The sequence below is a fragment of the Stenotrophomonas nitritireducens genome, from assembly GCF_001431425.1.
GTDB classification, from domain to species: domain Bacteria; phylum Pseudomonadota; class Gammaproteobacteria; order Xanthomonadales; family Xanthomonadaceae; genus Stenotrophomonas; species Stenotrophomonas nitritireducens.
Genome location: NZ_LDJG01000027.1, coordinates 1 through 17,556, shown reverse-complemented (window position 1 = coordinate 17,556; position 17,556 = coordinate 1). Strand labels below are relative to the sequence as shown.

18 protein-coding genes are annotated in these 17,556 nt (G+C 66.5%); 12 read left to right on the top strand and 6 right to left on the bottom strand.

Translation table 11 applies throughout. From position 1 onward, the window contains the following. Window position 1: 1 nt before the first annotated feature. From ABB22_RS15155 to ABB22_RS15145, 4 genes are read left to right on the top strand one after another with little or no spacing between them, the layout of a single operon-like run. Window positions 2-3,079 carry an efflux RND transporter permease subunit gene (locus tag ABB22_RS15155; RefSeq protein ID WP_055765030.1) on the top strand — a complete coding sequence of 1,026 codons (3,078 nt, stop codon included), beginning with the start codon at window positions 2-4 and terminating at the stop codon, window positions 3,077-3,079. Between the two features lie 52 nt (window positions 3,080-3,131). Further along, window positions 3,132-3,539: a DUF4386 family protein gene (locus ABB22_RS18800; protein WP_156357981.1), complete on the top strand. Its 408-nt coding sequence runs from the start codon at window positions 3,132-3,134 to the stop codon at window positions 3,537-3,539. A gap of 17 nt (window positions 3,540-3,556) precedes the next feature. Beyond that, window positions 3,557-3,844 carry a DUF4386 family protein gene (locus ABB22_RS18795; protein WP_156357982.1) on the top strand — a complete coding sequence of 96 codons (288 nt, stop codon included), beginning with the start codon at window positions 3,557-3,559 and terminating at the stop codon, window positions 3,842-3,844. Window positions 3,845-3,854: 10 nt separating this feature from the next. After that, window positions 3,855-4,271 (top strand): DUF6326 family protein, encoded by a 417-nt coding sequence (locus ABB22_RS15145; protein WP_055765031.1) that lies wholly within the window; start codon window positions 3,855-3,857, stop codon window positions 4,269-4,271. Between the two features lie 24 nt (window positions 4,272-4,295). On the opposite strand, the gene ABB22_RS15140 is transcribed toward ABB22_RS15145, so the two are convergent. The 6 genes from ABB22_RS15140 to ykgO all read right to left on the bottom strand — a co-directional run bounded on the left by ABB22_RS15140 (window position 4,296) and on the right by ykgO (window position 8,925). After that, on the bottom strand, window positions 4,296-5,525 hold the full coding sequence (locus tag ABB22_RS15140; RefSeq protein ID WP_055765033.1) for a TraB/GumN family protein: 1,230 nt from the start codon (window positions 5,523-5,525) through the stop codon (window positions 4,296-4,298). After that, entirely contained in the window at window positions 5,518-6,048 is a 531-nt protein-coding gene (locus tag ABB22_RS15135) for a GNAT family N-acetyltransferase (protein ID WP_055765035.1), read from the bottom strand. Before ABB22_RS15135 ends, ABB22_RS15140 begins: the two co-directional genes overlap by 8 nt. A 15-nt stretch (window positions 6,049-6,063) precedes the next feature. Continuing rightward, window positions 6,064-6,948 (bottom strand): carbon-nitrogen hydrolase, encoded by an 885-nt coding sequence (locus ABB22_RS15130; RefSeq protein ID WP_055765038.1) that lies wholly within the window; start codon window positions 6,946-6,948, stop codon window positions 6,064-6,066. A 128-nt stretch (window positions 6,949-7,076) separates the two neighbouring features. Further along, window positions 7,077-8,111: an agmatine deiminase family protein gene (locus tag ABB22_RS15125; RefSeq protein ID WP_055765040.1), complete on the bottom strand. Its 1,035-nt coding sequence runs from the start codon at window positions 8,109-8,111 to the stop codon at window positions 7,077-7,079. Window positions 8,112-8,234: 123 nt separating this feature from the next. Beyond that, window positions 8,235-8,567, bottom strand: a complete 333-nt coding sequence (locus ABB22_RS15120) for a hypothetical protein (protein ID WP_055765042.1) — start codon at window positions 8,565-8,567, stop codon at window positions 8,235-8,237. 232 nt (window positions 8,568-8,799) lie between these two features. Next, window positions 8,800-8,925: a type B 50S ribosomal protein L36 gene (gene ykgO, locus ABB22_RS15115; RefSeq protein WP_005409283.1), complete on the bottom strand. Its 126-nt coding sequence runs from the start codon at window positions 8,923-8,925 to the stop codon at window positions 8,800-8,802. A 189-nt stretch (window positions 8,926-9,114) separates the two neighbouring features. Between ykgO and cmk the strand changes: the two genes are divergently transcribed. The 8 genes from cmk (at window position 9,115) to galU (ending at window position 17,481) form a co-directional block, all read left to right on the top strand. Then, window positions 9,115-9,792, top strand: coding sequence for a (d)CMP kinase (gene cmk / locus ABB22_RS15110; protein ID WP_055765044.1), 678 nt, complete (start codon window positions 9,115-9,117; stop codon window positions 9,790-9,792). Between the two features lie 194 nt (window positions 9,793-9,986). Next, window positions 9,987-11,678, top strand: a complete 1,692-nt coding sequence (rpsA, locus tag ABB22_RS15105; RefSeq protein WP_055765046.1) for a 30S ribosomal protein S1 — start codon at window positions 9,987-9,989, stop codon at window positions 11,676-11,678. Between the two features lie 89 nt (window positions 11,679-11,767). Continuing rightward, a complete protein-coding gene (locus ABB22_RS15100; protein ID WP_055765048.1) occupies window positions 11,768-12,073 on the top strand; it encodes an integration host factor subunit beta in 306 nt (101 codons plus the stop codon). A 155-nt stretch (window positions 12,074-12,228) separates the two neighbouring features. Next, on the top strand, window positions 12,229-12,519 hold the full coding sequence (locus ABB22_RS15095) for a lipopolysaccharide assembly protein LapA domain-containing protein (RefSeq protein ID WP_055765050.1): 291 nt from the start codon (window positions 12,229-12,231) through the stop codon (window positions 12,517-12,519). A 6-nt stretch (window positions 12,520-12,525) separates the two neighbouring features. Beyond that, on the top strand, window positions 12,526-13,704 hold the full coding sequence (gene lapB, locus ABB22_RS15090) for a lipopolysaccharide assembly protein LapB (protein ID WP_055765052.1): 1,179 nt from the start codon (window positions 12,526-12,528) through the stop codon (window positions 13,702-13,704). A 9-nt stretch (window positions 13,705-13,713) separates the two neighbouring features. Beyond that, window positions 13,714-14,685, top strand: a complete 972-nt coding sequence (locus tag ABB22_RS15085; RefSeq protein WP_055765431.1) for an MraY family glycosyltransferase — start codon at window positions 13,714-13,716, stop codon at window positions 14,683-14,685. Window positions 14,686-14,698: 13 nt separating this feature from the next. Next, window positions 14,699-16,603 (top strand): polysaccharide biosynthesis protein, encoded by a 1,905-nt coding sequence (locus tag ABB22_RS15080; protein WP_055765054.1) that lies wholly within the window; start codon window positions 14,699-14,701, stop codon window positions 16,601-16,603. Then, window positions 16,603-17,481, top strand: coding sequence for a UTP--glucose-1-phosphate uridylyltransferase GalU (gene galU, locus ABB22_RS15075; RefSeq protein ID WP_055765056.1), 879 nt, complete (start codon window positions 16,603-16,605; stop codon window positions 17,479-17,481). Before ABB22_RS15080 ends, galU begins: the two co-directional genes overlap by 1 nt. Window positions 17,482-17,556: the final 75 nt, after the last annotated feature.

The following is a 17,556-nucleotide window of genomic DNA, read 5'->3' as shown; positions in this document are numbered from 1 at the left end:
GATGAACATCACCGAGCTGTCCATCCGCCGCCCCGTCACCACCATCATGCTGTTCGTGTCGATGGTGGCGATCGGCCTGATCGCCGCCTTCCGCCTGCCGCTGGAAGCCGAGCCGGAAGCGACCATTCCCTTCTTCTTCGTGTCCCTGCCATATCCGGGATCGACGCCGGAGGAAGTGGAGCGCAACCTGCTGCGTCCGGTGGAGGAGGCCATCGCCACGATGCCGGGCATCAAGTCGATGAACGCCCGCGCCAACGCCGAGGGCGGGCAGATCCAGGTCGAGTTCAGTGACTGGAACCGCGACATCGCCATGGCCGCGTCCGAGGCGCGCGAACGCATCGACGCGGTGCGCGACCAGCTGCCGGACGATTTCCGCCGCTACTACGTGCAGCGCTGGAGCACCAGCGACCGCGAGGCGATGAGCCTGCGCCTGACCAGCGACGAGGACCTGACCGCGCGCGCGGACCTGATCGAGCGCAGCATCAAGCAGCGCCTGGAGCGCCTGCCCGGCGTGGCCCGCGTCGAGGTCGAGGGCGTGGCCAAGCAGGAAGTGCTGGTGGCGCTGGACAAGGACCGGCTGAGCGCGCACGGGGTGGCGCTCAACGAACTGGTGCAGAAACTGCAGGCGGCGAATTTCTCGGTGTCGGCCGGGCAGATCACCGAGGCTGGCCGGCGCCTGCGCGTGCAGCCGCGCGGGGAGCTGCTGGAACTGCAGGCGCTGCGCAACCTGCCCATCGACAAGCGCGGCACGCGGCTGTCGGACATCGCCGAGGTCAGCCTGAAGCCGCAGCGCATGAACTACGTGCGGCAGATGGAAGGCAAGCCCAGCGTCGGCGTGGACGTGTACAAGGAGCGCTCGGCCAACCTGGTCGATCTCTCGCATGCGGTGCGCGCCGAGATCGAAGAGCTGAAGGACGATCCGGCGATGCGCGGCATCGGCATCGAGGTCACCGACGACCAGGGGCAGGCGGTGACCAGTTCGCTGCTGGCCCTGGCCGAGGCCGGCGCGATCGGCCTGCTGCTGTCGGTGGTCGTGCTGTACGCCTTCCTGCGCCACTGGCCGTCGACGCTGATGGTGTCGCTGGCCATCCCGATCTGTTTCATCATGACCCTGGGGTTCATGTACTTCGCGGGCATCACCCTGAACATCATCTCGATGATGGGCCTGCTGCTGGCGGTGGGCATGCTGGTGGACAACGCGGTGGTGGTGGTGGAGAGCATCTACCAAGAGCGCGAGAAGTACCCCAACCAGCCGTCGATGGCTTCCATCATCGGCACCCGCCACGTGGCCATCGCGCTGTCGGCCGGCACGCTGTGCCACTGCGTGGTGTTCCTGCCGATGATGTTCGGTGAGAAGAACATCATCACCATCTACCTGTCGCAGCTGGCGGTGACGATCTCGGTCTCGCTGCTGGCCTCGTGGCTGGTGGCGGTGAGCCTGATCCCGATGCTGTCGGCGCGGATGAAGACCCCGCCGGCGCTGAAGTCGCCGCTGATCAACCGCCTGCAGGAGCGCTACGCGCGCGCGCTGCGCTGGACGCTGCAGCATCGCGGCTGGGCGGTGGGCGGCATCCTCGCCATTACCCTGGCCAGCCTGTACCCGATGACGCATACGCAGGGCGGCGGCGACGATGGCGATCCGAGCCAGATCAACATCTTCTACCAGTGGCGCGGCGCCTACTCCAAGGAGGAAATGGGCCGGGAAGTGGCGCGGGTGGAGGATTTCGTCAATGCGCACCGCAAGGACTTCCACATCGACCGCGTCTTCAGCCGCTACAGCGAGCAGGGCTGGGCGCAGACGCGCCTGTTCCTGGACATCGAGGACCAGGTGCTGAGCGAGAAGATCAAGGAAGAGGTACGCAAGGGCCTGCCGCAGTCGGCGCGGGCCAAGATCGGAATCGGCTGGCCCGGCGGCATGGGCAGCGAGGGGCAGGGCATCCGCTTCAGCCTGGTGGGCGATTCGACCCAGACGCTGAAGGAACTGGCCGAGGACATCGTGCCGATGCTGGCGCGCGATCCCAAGCTGCGCGACGTGCGCGTGGACACCGGCGACGCCAACACCGAACTGGCGGTGCGGGTGGACCGCGAGCGCGCCGCGGCCTACGGCTTCAGCGCACAGCAGGTGGCGCAGTTCGTCGGCATGGCGCTGCGCGGCTCCTCGCTGCGCGATTTCCACCGCGACGACGTAGAGATCCCGGTCAATGTGCGCTTCGCCGGTTCGGAGAACTATGGCGTCGAGGACCTGTCGTCCTTCATGGTGCGCACCGCCGGCGGCAAGGAAGTGCCGTTGCTGGCGATGGTGGACGTGGGCGTCAATCCGGCGGCCAGTTCGATCCAGCGCCTGAACCGGCAGACCATGCTGCGGGTCGAGGCCGGGCTGGCCAAGGACGTGCCGATGGACCAGGCGCGCAAGGCCATCGAGACGACGCTGGAGGGCGTGCAGTTCCCTCCCGGCTATGGCTACACCTTCAGCGGCGCCGGCTTCAACATCAACTTCGACGGCATGCAGCAGATGGTGAACAGCATCTTCATCGCGCTGATCCTGATGGTGGTGATCATGGCCGCGGTGTTCGAGTCGCTGTTGTTCCCGGCCGCGATCATGTCCTGCGTGCTGTTCTCGATCTTCGGCGTGTACTGGCTGTTCTGGCTGACCGGCACCGAGATGAACATCATGGCGGTGATCGGCATCCTGGTACTGATGGGTGTGGTGGTGAACAACGGCATCGTGATGATCGAGCACATCAACAACCTGCGCCGGCGCGGCATGGCGCGCACCGATGCGCTGGTGGAGGGCAGCCGCGAACGCCTGCGCCCGATCATGATGACGATGGGCACGGCGATCCTGGCGATGATCCCGATCGCGCTGAACACCAAGACCGCCGAGGGCATGCCGCCGTACTACCCGATGGCGCGCGCCATCGCCGGCGGGCTGGCGTTCTCGACCGTGGTCAGCCTGCTGTTCCTGCCGACCATCTACGCCATCCTCGACGACCTGCGCACGGGGACCGCGCGCCTGGTGCGCCGCGCACGGGGGTTGTCGCCGGTGCGGGAAGCGGAGCCCGTTCCTGCCCGGGACTGAGGCTGTCGCGCTCCCGCCTTTCCGGCGGGAGCGCTTTTCCAGGAGAACGCGGATGGCACATGCACTTCCCGGGGGTGGCCGGCTTGCCGGTCTCCTGTACCTGGTCGTCGTCGTCACCGGATTCTTCTGCCTGGCCTATGTGCCCGGGCAACTCGCCGGTCCCGACGCGCACGCCGTGCTGGACAACGTGGTCGCCCGGCAGGCGCTGTTCCGGCAGGGCGTGGCGGCGTTCGTCGTCGAGCAGGTGGCCTTCCTGCTTCTTGCCCTGGCGCTGTACCGCGGTTTCAAGGACGTGAACCGCACGGCGGCGACGCTGATGGTGGCGTTCGTGGCGATGGCGGTTGCGCTGGCGCTTGCGGCGTTGTCGCATCGGCTGCAGGCGCTGTCCCTGCTGACCGACGCGGACAGCGCGCAGCTGCTGTCGCCGAACAGCGCCAGTACCTCGCGCATGCGGCGCTGAAGGCGTATCGCGGCGGCATGCAGCTGGCGCGCGTGTTCTGGGGGCTGTGGCTGCTGCCACTGGGCTGGCTGGTGCTGCGCTCGCGGCGCCTGCCGCGCGTGCTCGGGGCCCTGCTGGTGCTGGGTGGGCTGGGCTATGCGCTGGATGTGTCCGCCGAACTGCTGGTGCCGGGGTACGCGGACTGGTGGATTTCCGGCTACATGACGTTGCCGGCCGCACTGGGCGAGATCGGCACCTGCCTGTGGCTGCTGCTGTTCGGGCTGCGCGCAGGACGTATGGGCGCAGCACTGCCGCCCGCTTCCTGAGGCCATCGACATGCAGACGAATTCCCGCCCCGCACTGTCCGATCCGCCGCTTCCGCTGCGCCTGAAGCTGTCCGCGCTGTGGGCGAGCCTGACCTTCTGCTACCTCTATGGCGATTACTTCGGCCTTTACCGGCCCGGCAAGCTGCAGCACATGCTCGATGGCGCCGGTCCGATGGGGCCGAGCAGCCAGGGCTCGCTGCTGTTCGTCGCCTTGCTGCTGGCGGTGCCGGGGCTGATGGTGTTCCTGTCGCTGGTACTGCCGGTGCGCCTGGTCCGCTGGCTCAACATCGGGCTGGCGTTGTTCTATGCGGCCTTCGTCGCGCTTACCCTGCCGGGCGCATGGTGGTTCTACCAGGCCTACAGCGGCATCGAGATCGCGCTGTGCCTGCTCGTCGCGGGCATGGCCTGGCGCTGGCCGCGGACCTGACGGCCGCGGCGCAGCGGATGGGCGTTACACCAGCTTGCCGTAGACGGTGAAGCCGGTCAGCCACAGGCCGAGCATGCTGCCGATATTGGTCAGCATGAAGGTCAGCACGATCCGGGTCACGCGGTTGCGGTACCAGCCCTTGAGCGTCTGCGCATCGTCGCGCAGTTGCAGGAAGTCGGCGTAGGCCGGCCGGCGCAGGCGCGTTTCCACCAGTGCCGAGAAAGCGCCGGTGGGAATGCTCAGGCGGAACGGCTTGAACGGCGCCACGACGATCGCGGTGAGGATGCTCAATGGATGGCTGCCGGCCAGCAATGCGCCGATACCTGCCAGGCCGCCGGTATACAGCGCCCAGATCGCCAGCATGTGCGCGCCCATGTCCATGCCGCCCTTCCAGAAGCCCACGCCGATGCCGGCCAGGACCACGGCGAGGATGGTCAGGGTGATCCATGGGATGTTGCGCTTCTTCGGCACCGACTCCAGCTCCTGGCGCAGCAGGTCGGGGGCTTCGGTGTCGGTTTCCAGGTAGCGCGCCAGGCCGGCGAGGTGGCCGGCGCCGACCACCGCCAGCACGTTGCGCTGGCCGTCGCTGCGTTCCTCGCGCAGGCGCGTGGCCATGTAGCGGTCGCGCTCGCCGATGATGCTTTCGTACAGTTCCGGGCTCTCGCTGGCGAATTCGCCGAAGCTGGATTCGAGCATGTCGCCCTGCTTGAGCTTCTCGATCTCGTCCTCGCCCACGTCCTCGGAGGAGAACAGGCCGGCGCCGAGGCCGGCGACCAGCTTCAACTTGCCGAAGAAGCCCAGCCGCTGCGAGGCGCGGCGGAAGGTCAGGCCGACGTCGCGGTCGATCAGGTGCACCGGCAGGCCATGTTCCTGCGCCAGCGTCACCGCGCGCTTGAGCTCGGCGCCCGGTTCGATGCCCAGCTGCTCGGCGAGCCGGCGCTGGTAGGCGGCCAGGGCGAGGTTGGCGGCGAACAGCGCGATCCGGTTCTTGCGGATCACTTCGATCAGGTCGAGTTGGGCCAGCGCGTCCGGATTGGTCAGGGCCTGCAGGCGCTGCGGATCGAGCTCGACCGCGACCGCATCATACTGGCCGCTGCCGATGGCTTGTTCCACGGCCTGCACGCTGGCGGCGGAAACATGCGCGGTGCCGAGCAGGGTGTAGCGCACGCCATCGCGTTCGACGACGCGCAGCGGCTGGCCGGCGAGCAGTTCGCCGCCGGTTTCGGAGAGGGTATCGGTCATTGCGTCATTCATTGGAAGGGGCGGCGTCGGCGCCATCGCCGAGCGCGCGTTGCATCTGCACGGTATCCAGCCAGCGGCCGTGTTTGCGGCCCAGGCCGCGGAACACGCCCACCAGCTGGAAGCCGAAGCGCTCGTGCAGCCTGATCGAGGCGGTATTGGTGGGCTCGCCGATGACCGCGACCATCTGCCGGTAGCCGCGCGTGGTACAGGCATCGATCAGCGCCTGCAGCAACGCGCTGCCCACGCCCAGGCCCTGGAAGCGGGCATCGACGTACACCGAGTTCTCCACCGTCCACTGGTAGGCGATGCGGCCGCGGTAAGTATTGGCGTAGGCGTAGCCGGCGACCTGGCCGTCGACCTCGGCGACCAGATAGGGAAAGCCACGGGCGAGGATGTCCTGCATGCGGCGCAGCATCTCGGCTTCGTCCGGCACCTCGTATTCGTAGGTGTTGACGAAGTCGGTCACCTCGACCGCGTAGATCGCGGCGATGGCGGCGATGTCGGCCGCGCCGGCATCACGGATGTGCACGGCCATGCGCAGGTTTCCCGGTCAGTCGATGTAGCGCTTGAGCAGATCGCCGTAGGCGTCGATGCGGCGGTCGCGCAGGAACGGCCAGATGCGGCGCACGTGTTCGCTGCGCTGCAGGTCGACATCGACCACCAGCACGGTCGGTTCGGCGCCGGCTTCGGCGAGGAACTCGCCCTGCGGGCCGAGCACATGGCTGTTGCCCCAGAAATCGATGCCGGAAGCGCCCAGAGGAGAAACCTCGTGGCCGACGCGGTTGCAGGACAGCACCGGCAGGCCGTTGGCCACGGCATGGCCGCGGTGGCTCAGCACCCATGCATCGCGCTGGCGGTTCTTCTCGTCCTGCACATCGTCCGGGTCCCAGCCGATGGCCGTGGGGTAGAGCAGCAGTTCGGCGCCGGCCAGCGCCATCAGGCGCGCGGCTTCCGGGTACCACTGGTCCCAGCACACCAGCACGCCGAGGCGGCCGACCGAGGTGTCGATCGGCTTGAAGCCGATGTCGCCCGGGGTGAAGTAGAACTTCTCGTAGAAGCCCGGATCGTCCGGGATGTGCATCTTGCGGTACTTGCCGAGCAGGGTGCCGTCCTTCTCGAACACCACCGCGGTGTTGTGGTACAGGCCGGCGGCGCGGCGTTCGAACAGCGAACCGACCAGCACCACGCCATGCTTCTTCGCCAGCGCGCCCAGGCGCTCGGTGCTCGGGCCCGGGATCGGTTCGGCCAGTTCGAACTCGTCCACCGATTCGTGCTGGCAGAAATACGGGCCGTTGTGCAGCTCCTGCAGCAGCACCAGCTTCGCGCCCTGCGCGGCGGCTTCGGCGACGCGGGCCTCGATGGCGGCCAGGTTGGCGGCGGCATCGCCGTGGTTGCGTTCCTGGATCAGGGCGACGGTCAGGGAATTGGTCTTCATGCGGGCATTGTAAACAGGATGGGACAACAGCCCCTTAGTAGGGAGCGATTCGCGCCGCAGGCGCAAACGGGGCCGGGAAGCCGGGGGCCGAGGCCTGCGAAGCAGGCTCCGGGCGCTCTTCCTGCGCGTCAGCCGACAAGGCCGGCGGGAAGCTGCATGGTGATGCAGTGCAGGCTGCCGTTCTGCCAGATCAGCGGGCGGCATGGCACCTGCACGATCTCGCGGTCCGGGAAGGCCTGCGCCAGCACGTCGCGCGCGGCGGCGTCGGCCGGATCGCCGTAGGCAGGCATCAGCACCGCGCCGTTGACGATCAGGAAATTGGCGTAGGACGCGGCCAGGCGGCGGCCCTCGTCGAGCACCGGCTGCGCCCACGGCAGCGGGAACAGGCGGTACGGCCGGCCGTCGCGGGTGCGCAGCGCAGCCAGCTCGGCGCCCATCCCCTGCAGTTCGGCGTAGTGCGAATCCTGCGGGTCGTCGCAGTTCTGGTAGACGATGCTGTCGGCCGAGGCGAAGCGGGCGAGGGTGTCGACATGGGCGTCGGTGTCGTCGCCTTCCAGGTAGCCATGGTCCAGCCACAGCACGCGCTGCTGGTGCATCCATTGCGCCATGTCGGCGCCAAGCGATGCGCGGTCGCGCTCGGGGTGGCGTTCGTGCAGGCACTGCCAGGTGGTCAGCAGGGTGCCTTCGCCGTCGGTGTCGATGGCGCCGCCTTCCAGTGCGAAGGGGATGCTGCGGACCTGCGCGTCGTTGAAGGCGCCGGCCTCATGCAGCACGCCGACCAGCTGGTCGTCCAGGCTCGCCTCGAACTTGCCGCCCCAGCCGGTGAAGCGGAAATCCAGCAGCTGGAAGCTGCCATCGGCGCGCTTGAGGGTGATCGGGCCGGAGTCGCGCAGCCAGGTATCGTCGTACGCTGCGGTGATGAAGCGCACCCGGCCCATGTCGATGCGGTTGGAGCGCAGGCGCATTTCCGCATAGGTCTCGATGTCGTCGTCGGCCACGCAGATCAACACCGGCTCGAAGCGGGTGATGGCGGCGACCAGGGCGATATAGGTCTCCTCGACCTCGGCCAGGCGCTCGGCCCAGTCGGTATCGGCATGCGGCCAGGCGATCAGTACGCCCGACTGGGCTTCCCATTCGGCGGGAAAACGAAGTGCATCGGTCATTGCGGGGGATACTCGGGTCATGCCCGGAGCGGGAGCCGGGCGTTCATCGGCCTCCCGTGGGCGGGAGGCGCGGGTGGGGCGTGCCCCGGCGGCCACGACAGAGGCCGTTCCGGGCGGCGTGGGTCAGCGGATCGGAGGCTTGGGTCCGATCTCGTCGGGACCGGCGTGGTTGGCGACCACGTCGATCACGCGCTGCTTCTCGAAATAGACGGTGAAGGCCGGATAGACCCAGCGGTTGATCGTCGGCCATTGGCGCTTCTGGCCGCCGCGCGGCTCAAGGCGTTCGGCAGGAGCGCCAAAACGCGCCTCCACCTGGCCCATCGACTCGCCGCGTGCCGGCAGGGCGCCCGCCGGCTTTTCCTGCGCCCGCTCGATCAGCAGGGTGTCGGCCATTGCCGTGGTGGGTGCCGCGATGATCGCGGCGGCCAGGGCCAAGGCCCGGATGGTCTGCTTCATGGTCGCTTCTCCCCGGAGGACAAGTGGCGATTACAGCAAAAAAACGGCGGCAATATAGCGGCGGGCGGCCCTGTCCGATGCAGCCGGCGACGCCCATGCAGGGTAGTCCGGATGGATGGACGGTGCGCGGCCCGCCACGCGCGGAGGGCGGGGATGCAAAAAGCCGCCCGGAGGCGGCTTTCTGCAAAGGCTGGAATCCTCGCGGATCCCTTGGCGGCTTGCGCCGGCCGGCTCAGCGCTGGCGAGCCTTGAAACGCGGGTTCGACTTGCAGATCACGAAGATCTTGCCGCGACGGCGAACCACCTTGCAGTCACGGTGACGGGCCTTCGCCGACTTCAGGGAGGACAGGACTTTCATGGCATACCTCGGCGGATACGTTGGAGTTCTACAGGGAGCGTAGCCGCGGATATGCAGGTTGACGCTCGTTCAAGCCCGCCATTCTACCGGGCAATTCCATGTGGGTTCAAGTGGTTGCGTCCAATTGGCGGCGGGCGGGGCGGGGCGGGCGCTAGAATGGGCGGATTCCCGTTCAGACGCAGGCCCCAGATGAGCCCACTTCCCCCCGTCCTCACCATCGACGGCCCATCCGGGGCCGGCAAGGGTACCGTCAGCCGCATCGTCGCGCAGCGGTTGGGCTGGCATTACCTGGATTCGGGGGCGCTGTACCGGGCGGTGGGGGTGGCTGCCAGCTGGGCGGATATCGATACTTCGGACGCCTCTGCGCTGGTGCGCTGCACTTTCGACACCCGCATCCGCTTCATCGAGCGCGGCGAGAGCCTGCGGGTGCTGGTCAACGATACCGACGCGACCGACGAGCTGCGCCTGGAGACCACCGGGGCCCTGGCCTCGGCCATTGCGGCCATTCCGGAGGTCCGGGCGGCGCTGAAGGAGCGCCAGCGCGCATTCAGGGCGCTGCCGGGGCTGGTTGCCGATGGTCGCGACATGGGGACGGTGATCTTCCCGGATGCCCCGTTCAAGGTCTTCCTGACCGCAAGCGCCGAGGAACGCGCGCAGCGGCGGCATAAACAGTTGAAAGAAAAAGGGGTTTCGGTTAACTTTGACGACCTCCTGCGCGAGATCATGGCCCGCGACGCCCGTGATGCACAGCGCGCAGTGGCGCCTCTGAGGGCGGCCGATGACGCCGTCCTCATCGACACCAGCGGTATCGGCATCGACGAAGTCGTTGCCAGGGTGCTGGGCCTGCTTCCCTCGCAGGAAGCGTGACCCGCGGTTCCGTGAGAGCGGCCGGTGACGGCCGCCGTCGCGCAAATCGAAGTTGTACAAGGCTCCGTCGTGCAGGGTGCACGGCGGTTTTTCCACTCCACACACGGCTGCCTGCACGGGGTCGACCAACAGGCGGGCGGTACGCATTCCCCGAAGGGAAACGACCGGCCCATGTGTTCAACTGAGTAAATCCAATGACCGAATCATTTGCAGAACTGTTTGAAGCCAGTCAGGCCAATCTGGCCAAGCTGAAGCCGGGCGCCATCGTCGTCGGCACCGTCGTCGACGTCCGCGGCGACGTGGTGGTGATCAACGCCGGTCTGAAGTCCGAAGGCATCGTGCCGATCGAACAGTTCCGTAACGACGCTGGCGAAATCGACGTGGGCGTGGGCGACCAGGTGAAGGTTGCTCTGGACTCCATCGAGAACGGCTTCGGCGAAACCGTCCTGTCGCGCGAGAAGGCCAAGCGCGCGATGGTGTGGGACGAGCTGGAAGAAGCGTTGGAGAAGAACGAGACCATCACCGGCCGCATCAGCGGCAAGGTCAAGGGTGGTTTCACCGTCGACATCAAGGATGTCCGCGCGTTCCTGCCGGGTTCGCTGGTCGATGTGCGCCCGGTGCGCGACCCGGCCTACCTGGAAGGCAAGGAGCTGGAATTCAAGCTCATCAAGCTGGACCGCAAGCGCAACAACGTCGTGGTTTCGCGCCGCGCTGTCGTCGAGAGCGAGCACTCGGAAGAGCGCGAGCAGCTGATGGACAAGCTGCAGGAAGGCGCGATCCTGAAGGGTGTCGTCAAGAACCTGACCGACTACGGCGCGTTCGTGGACCTGGGCGGCATCGACGGCCTGCTGCACATCACCGACATGGCATGGAAGCGCGTGCGCCATCCGTCCGAAGTCGTGAACGTCGGCGACGAGCTGGACGTGCGCGTGCTGAAGTTCGATCGCGAGCGCAACCGCGTTTCGCTGGGCCTGAAGCAGCTGGGCGAGGATCCGTGGGACAACATCTCGCGTCGCTACCCGGCCAACAGCCGCGTGTTCGGCAAGGTCTCCAACGTCACCGATTACGGCGCGTTCGTCGAGATCGAGCCGGGCGTGGAGGGCCTGGTGCACGTCTCCGAGATGGACTGGACCAACAAGAACGTCAACCCGTCCAAGGTCGTGCAGGTCGGTGACGAAGTCGAAGTGATGGTGCTGGACGTCGACGAAGAGCGTCGCCGCATCTCGCTGGGCATGAAGCAGGTCGCCGCCAATCCGTGGGAAACCTTCGCCGCCACCCACAAGAAGGGCGACAAGGTGTCCGGCCAGATCAAGTCGATCACCGACTTCGGCATCTTCATCGGCCTGGACGGCGGCATCGACGGCCTGGTCCACCTGTCCGACATCAGCTGGAACACCACCGGCGAAGACGTGGTCCGCAACTTCAAGAAGGGCGATACCCTGGACGCCGTCGTCCTGGCCGTCGATCCGGAGCGCGAGCGCATCTCGCTGGGCGTGAAGCAGCTGGAGCAGGATCCGTTCGGTCAGTACATGGCCGCCAACCCGAAGGGCTCCAAGGTCGAAGGCGTGGTGAAGGAAGTCGACGCCAAGGGCGCCGTGATCGAACTGGCCGACGGCATCGAAGGCTACGTTTCGGCCCGCGACATCAGCCACGACCGCGTGGACGATGCTTCGCAGCACCTGAAGGTCGGCGACAAGGTCGAAGCCAAGTTCGTGGGCATGGACCGCAAGGGCCGTACCATGCAGCTGTCGATCAAGGCCAAGGACGAAGCCGAGACCGCCGAAGCGCTGGCCGAGTACAACAAGTCCTCGATCGAAGCCGCTGCCGGCACCACCAGCCTGGGTGCGCTGCTGCGCGCGCAGCTGGGCGGCAACAAGTCCGAGTAATCGGCCTTGGGCCTGTCGTAGATGCAACCTGGGCGGCCCGGACGAAAGTCCGGGCCGCTTCGGGGTTCTACCTTCGTGACGAGTCCGCAATGACCAAATCCGAGCTGATCGAAATCCTTGCGCGCCACCAGGCGCACTTGAAGGCCGATGATGTCGATCTGGCCGTGAAGTCGTTGCTGGAGATGATGGGCGGCGCGCTGTCTTCCGGCGACCGCATCGAGATCCGTGGCTTCGGCAGCTTCTCGCTGCATTACCGGCCGCCACGCATGGGACGCAACCCGAAGACCGGCGAATCGGTCGCGCTTCCGGGCAAGCATGTCCCCCATTTCAAGCCGGGCAAGGAACTGCGCGAGCGCGTGAGCGATGTCGTGCCGCTGGAAAGCGATCCTGCCTGAGCTTCCTTGTTGCCTGCACCCGTGGCGACACCCCTTCGAGCCATCGGCAAGCGACGTCAAACGCCGCTCCAGGCGGTTTTTTTTGATCCCTCTGCTGCGGATCGGCGCCACGGCCGTTAAGCTAGTGGCTCTATGGACATGGAGCAGGCTGCCGCATGAAGGCTGTCCGTCTGTTGATTCTGCTGGCCGTGCTGGTCGGCGGTCTGGTGATAGGTTCGCTCAATTCGCAGCCTGTCGATATCAGTCTGGCGTTCTGGGCGCTCCGGACCACCTCTGGAATCGCCATCATCGTTTCGCTCCTGCTCGGAGCGCTGGTAGGCGGTGGGCTGGTGCTGGCGGGAATGGTCATTCCCCTGTATGCCAGGCTCCGGCGGGCCAACAAGGCCGCTGCGGGCGCGGTGACCGCACCTGCGCCGCAGACTCCTTCCCCTTTCGACGGACGCTGAGCGACGATGGCCTTCATCAGTGAATGGTTCTGGTTCTTCCTGTTCCTGCCGATCGCCGCGCTCTGCGGCTGGGTCGTCGGCCGGCGCGGCGGGCAGCGCCACAGCGAGAACCAGGTCAGCCGCCTGTCGAGCACCTATTTCCGCGGCCTGAACTACCTGCTCAACGAGCAGCCGGACAAGGCCATCGAACTGTTCCTGCACATCGCCGAGCTGGACAAGGAGACCTTCGAGACCCAGCTGGCGCTCGGGCACCTGTTCCGGCGCCGTGGCGAGGTGGATCGTGCGATCCGCCTGCACCAGGGGCTGGCCAACCGCCAGGACCTGTCCGATGGCCAGCGCGTGCAGGCCCTGCTCGCGCTGGGCGAGGACTACATGAAATCGGGCCTGCTGGATCGCGCCGAGACCGTGTTCACCGATCTGGCGCGGATCGACCAGCGCGCGCCGCAGGCCTTGAAGCACCTGATCGGCATCTACCAGGCCGAACGCGACTGGGAAAAGGCGATCGAGAACGCGACCCGCTACGAGCAGGTCACCGATGAGCCGATGGGCAAGCTGATCGGCCAGTTCGAGTGCGAGCTGGCCGAGCGCCACCGTGCCGCCGGGAGGCTGGACGAGGCGCGCGCGGCCATCGAGCGCGCCAACGCGGCCGATGCGATGAGCGTGCGTGCGGGCATCATCGAGGGGCGCCTGGAAAGCGACTTCGGCAACGACGAGGGCGCCGTGCGCGCCTTCGAGCGGGCGGCGCGCAACGATCCCGACTACCTGCCCGAGATCCTGCCGCAGCTGCTCAAGAACTATCGCAACGTGGGCGATCTGGCGGGTGCGCGTGCATTCCTGGCGGAAATGGCCGAGCACTACCGCGGCATCGCCCCGGTGCTGGCCCTGTCGCGCCTGATGGAAGAGCAGGAGGGGGCTGGTCCCGCGCGCGCCTACCTGGGGCGGCAGTTGAAGGACCGCCCGTCCGTGCGCGGCGAATCGGCGCTCATCGACCTGACTCTCGCCGAGGGTGCCGACCCCGTGGCGACGCTGCAGGACCTGAAGCACATCACCGATCAGCTGCTGGTGCGCAATCCGGCCTATCGCTGCGCCCGCTGCGGCTTCGGCGCACGTACCCACCATTGGCAGTGCCCCAGCTGCAAGGAATGGGGGACGGTAAAGCCCCTGCTGAACTACGCGGTGCTCTGATCCATGCAGTTGGCATGGACGGTTCCAGGACTGCTGGCGGTCGTTCTGGTCGCAGCCTTGTTGACGGCCATGGCGCGTGGCTATGCGCTGCGCCGGCAACTGCTGGACCAGCCCGGGGAGCGCAGGAGCCATGCGGTCGCGACGCCCCGCGGCGGCGGCATCGCCATCGTCGTTTCGCAACTGCTGGCCTACATCGGCGTCGGCGTGCTGTTCCCGCAGGCCGCAGCGACGCTGGCGATCTTTTCCGCCGGACTGGTGATGGTGGCGGGAATCGGCTGGTGGGACGATCACCGGCCGTTGCCGGCGCTCCCCCGCCTGGGCGTACATGTGCTGGCCGGCCTGCTGCTGGGGGCCCTGGTCTGGCACTGGACGGGGGAGGCGTCCAGTGCAGGTTTCAGCGTGCTCCTGGCCATCGCGCTGATCAATGTATGGAACTTCATGGACGGCATCGATGGCCTGGCCGCGACCCAGGCGCTGCTGGCTTCGGTCGCATATGCCCTGCTGCTGCCGGCTCCCGTTGCCGGACTCGCGCTGATCCTGGCCGCCGGCGTGTTGGGGTTCCTGCCGTTCAATTTCCCGAAGGCCAGGATCTTCATGGGCGATGTCGGCAGCGGCGCGCTTGGTTATCTGCTGGCGGGGCTGGTAGCACTGGGGTTGGGGACGCGGAGCGCGCCCTGGACCATCCTGTTGGTACCATTGGCCGCTTTCCTCGTCGATGCCGGCCTTACCCTCGCAGGCCGCGTGTTCAGGGGGGAGCGCTGGATGGAGGCCCATACGCAGCACCTTTATCAACGCTGGGTGAAGTCCGGCTGCAGTCACGTCATGGTCACATCAGGCTACGCATTGTTCGGCGTTGCCGGAATCGTGCTCATGCATGTTTTCACCTGGCTTCCTTCGCCTTGGAGCCATCTGGCGGCCCTGGCGTGGGCGGCGGCGGCGGCGGGTCTCTGGTCTGTTCTTCTGAACAAAGTCCATCGATAAGGAAGAGTGGTCAATGGCGGTGTGGCGACGACGGTTGGCAGGAAATTTCCCGCGCATCGCGGTGATGCTGCATGACCTGGTCATGGTATGGGCATGCTGGCAGCTGTTGCACGTGGCGCGGTATGCGATGCTGGATGCCGCGCCGGCCATTCCGTTGCTGAGCTTCGACAATGTCGGGGTGATGGTGCTGCAGGCCGTGGCGTTCCATTACGTGGGCCTGTACCGGGGGCTTTGGCGCTTCGCCAGCGTCACCGACCTGGTCAATATCTTCAAAGCCTGCTTTATCGGTCTGGGCGCCATCGTTCTGGTATTCAGCTACAAGCGCCTGGACGGCATTCCCATGTCCGTGCTCGCGATCTATCCCTTCGCGTTGGCGGCCTTGCTTGGCGGGCCGCGCCTGCTTTACAGGGCATGGAAGGACTACCAGTCGATCCACTCCGATGCGCGCGCGCGCCGGGTGCTGGTGCTGGGGGCGGGGCATGCCGCCGAGGCGCTGGTCAAGGATCTGCGCCGCTCTGGCGACTACGAGCCTGTCGGCCTGCTGGACGATTCGCCGCACCTGAAGGGCGCCAAGCTGCAGGGCATTCCGATCCTGGGGACCATCTCGGATGTGGTTCCCGTGGCCAGGGAAACCGCGGCAAAACTGCTGGTGATCGCCATCCCCACGCTGGATGCGGCCGGGATGCAGCGGGTCGTGGCGCTCTGCGAGAGCACCGGTCTGCCATTCAGGACCGTGCCGAGGTTGAGCGACGTCCTCGAGGGAAACACGCTGCCCGGGCAGTTGAAGGAAGTGGCCATCGAGGATCTGCTCGGCCGCAAGCCCATACAACCCGACTGGGAGCTGATCCGTGGCTGGCTGCGCGGCCGCACGGTGATGGTGACCGGCGCCGGGGGGTCCATCGGTTCCGAGCTTTGCCGCCAATGCGCGCGCCATGGCGCGCGCAGGATCGTGCTGCTGGAGATCAGCGAGATCCTCATGCTGAACATCCGCAGCGAGCTGTGCCGCAATTTCCCGCACCTGGAAATCGAGTGCGTGCTGGGCGACTGCGGCGATCCGGCAGTTGCTCGCCGTGCATTGACCCTGTATCGCCCGGATACCGTATTCCACGCGGCTGCCTACAAGCAGGTTCCGTTGCTGGAAGGGCAGATGCGCGAAGCCATCCGCAACAACACGCTGGCGACGGAGTGCGTGGCACGTGCCTGTCAGGAGCACGGCGTGGACAACTTCGTGTTCATCTCCACCGACAAGGCGGTAGACCCGGCCAATGCGCTGGGCGCGACCAAGCGCTATGCGGAGATGATCTGCCAGGGCCTCAACGAGAAGAAAGGCACCCGCTTCGTTACCGTCCGCTTCGGCAACGTGCTCGGTTCGGTAGGCAGCGTGGTTCCGCTGTTCCGCGAGCAGATCCGCAAGGGCGGGCCGGTGACCGTGACCCATCCGGAGGTCAGCCGGTACTTCATGACGATTCCCGAAGCCTGCCTGCTGATCCTGCAGGCGGCGGCCTCCTCCTCGCATGGCGCGATCTACATGCTGGACATGGGCGAGCCTGTGCTCATCCGGGTGCTGGCCGAACAGATGATCCGTCTTGCCGGAAAACAGCCGGGTATCGATATCGCCATCGTATACACCGGATTGCGTGCGGGCGAGAAGCTGCATGAGAGCCTGTTGTATTCGGACGAGAACAGCCGGCCCACCGCCCACCCCAAAGTGCTGGAGGCCGGAGCCCGCGAATTCTCCACCGAACGCGTGCTGGGCAGCCTGGCGCGCCTGCGCGAGGCGGTAGCCAGCTATGATGACGAGGCCATGCAGGCGATTCTGGCCAGCGTCATACCCGAGTATTCGCCGTCGCGCGGAACGACGGAGCCGAGCATGAAAAACAATATTGTCCCGTTTCCCAAAGAGGCTGGCAGGAACTGATGTCCCGACGCATTCGCAAAGCGGTTTTCCCTGTGGCGGGCCTTGGCACGCGCTTCCTGCCCGCCACCAAGACCGTCCCCAAGGAGATGCTGCCGATCATCGATCGCCCGTTGATCCAGTATGCCGTCGACGAGGCGATCGAGGCCGGTTGCGACACCCTGGTGTTCATCACCAATCGCTACAAGCATGCGGTCGCGGACTATTTCGACAAGGCCTATGAGCTTGAGCAGAAGCTCGAGCGCGCCGGCAAGCAGGAACAGTTGGAGATGATCCGCCATGTGCTGCCCGAGGGCGTACGGGCGGTCTTCGTGACCCAGGCCGAGGCCCTGGGCCTGGGACATGCGGTGTTGTGCGCCAAGGCGGTCGTCGGCGACGAACCGTTCGCGGTGTTGTTGCCGGACGACCTGATCTGGAATCGCGGCGCCGGTGCGCTCAAGCAGATGGCCGATCTGAACGAGGCCAGCGGTGCCAGCGTGATCGCCGTCGAAGACGTGCCGCATGAAAAAACGGCCAGCTACGGCATCGTCGCCACCGATGCGTTCGATGGGCGCAAGGGTCGTATTTCGCAGATCGTGGAAAAGCCCAGGCCGGAAGATGCGCCGAGCGACCTGGCGGTGGTAGGCCGTTACGTGCTGAGCCCGAAGATCTTCGAATTGCTGGAGCAGACCGGCAGCGGTGCCGGTGGCGAGATCCAGCTGACCGACGCGATCGCGGCGCTGTTGAAGACCGAAGAGGTGGATGCCTATCGCTTCGAAGGCACGCGTTTCGACTGCGGCACGCACCTGGGTCTGGTCGAGGCGACGATCCGCTTCGCGCTGGACAACCCGAAGCTGGCTGGCCCGGCGCGGGAGAAACTGACGGCGATGTTGGCGGAATAAGGTTTTATCAAGCGCTCCGTGCTGCGCCTTGATTGATGCGTGATGGGCGGGACGGGTGATGTCTCTTATTCACAT

Bases quoted from the DNA above. Each gene is read 5' to 3' on its own strand.
- ABB22_RS15080 (WP_055765054.1), top strand. From the start codon at position 14,699: ATGGCGGTGTGGCGACGACGGTTGGCAGGAAATTTCCCGCGCATCGCG.
- ABB22_RS15095 (WP_055765050.1), top strand. From the start codon at position 12,229: ATGAAGGCTGTCCGTCTGTTGATTCTGCTGGCCGTGCTGGTCGGCGGT.
- ABB22_RS15130 (WP_055765038.1), bottom strand. From the start codon at position 6,948: ATGAAGACCAATTCCCTGACCGTCGCCCTGATCCAGGAACGCAACCAC.
- ABB22_RS15145 (WP_055765031.1), top strand. From the start codon at position 3,855: ATGCAGACGAATTCCCGCCCCGCACTGTCCGATCCGCCGCTTCCGCTG.
- ABB22_RS15140 (WP_055765033.1), bottom strand. From the start codon at position 5,525: ATGAATGACGCAATGACCGATACCCTCTCCGAAACCGGCGGCGAACTG.
- ABB22_RS15155 (WP_055765030.1), top strand. From the start codon at position 2: ATGAACATCACCGAGCTGTCCATCCGCCGCCCCGTCACCACCATCATG.
- ABB22_RS15125 (WP_055765040.1), bottom strand. From the start codon at position 8,111: ATGACCGATGCACTTCGTTTTCCCGCCGAATGGGAAGCCCAGTCGGGC.
- rpsA (WP_055765046.1), top strand. From the start codon at position 9,987: ATGACCGAATCATTTGCAGAACTGTTTGAAGCCAGTCAGGCCAATCTG.
- ABB22_RS18795 (WP_156357982.1), top strand. From the start codon at position 3,557: ATGCAGCTGGCGCGCGTGTTCTGGGGGCTGTGGCTGCTGCCACTGGGC.
- ABB22_RS15100 (WP_055765048.1), top strand. From the start codon at position 11,768: ATGACCAAATCCGAGCTGATCGAAATCCTTGCGCGCCACCAGGCGCAC.
- ABB22_RS15120 (WP_055765042.1), bottom strand. From the start codon at position 8,567: ATGAAGCAGACCATCCGGGCCTTGGCCCTGGCCGCCGCGATCATCGCG.
- ABB22_RS18800 (WP_156357981.1), top strand. From the start codon at position 3,132: ATGGCACATGCACTTCCCGGGGGTGGCCGGCTTGCCGGTCTCCTGTAC.
- ykgO (WP_005409283.1), bottom strand. From the start codon at position 8,925: ATGAAAGTCCTGTCCTCCCTGAAGTCGGCGAAGGCCCGTCACCGTGAC.
- ABB22_RS15135 (WP_055765035.1), bottom strand. From the start codon at position 6,048: ATGGCCGTGCACATCCGTGATGCCGGCGCGGCCGACATCGCCGCCATC.
- lapB (WP_055765052.1), top strand. From the start codon at position 12,526: ATGGCCTTCATCAGTGAATGGTTCTGGTTCTTCCTGTTCCTGCCGATC.
- galU (WP_055765056.1), top strand. From the start codon at position 16,603: ATGTCCCGACGCATTCGCAAAGCGGTTTTCCCTGTGGCGGGCCTTGGC.
- cmk (WP_055765044.1), top strand. From the start codon at position 9,115: ATGAGCCCACTTCCCCCCGTCCTCACCATCGACGGCCCATCCGGGGCC.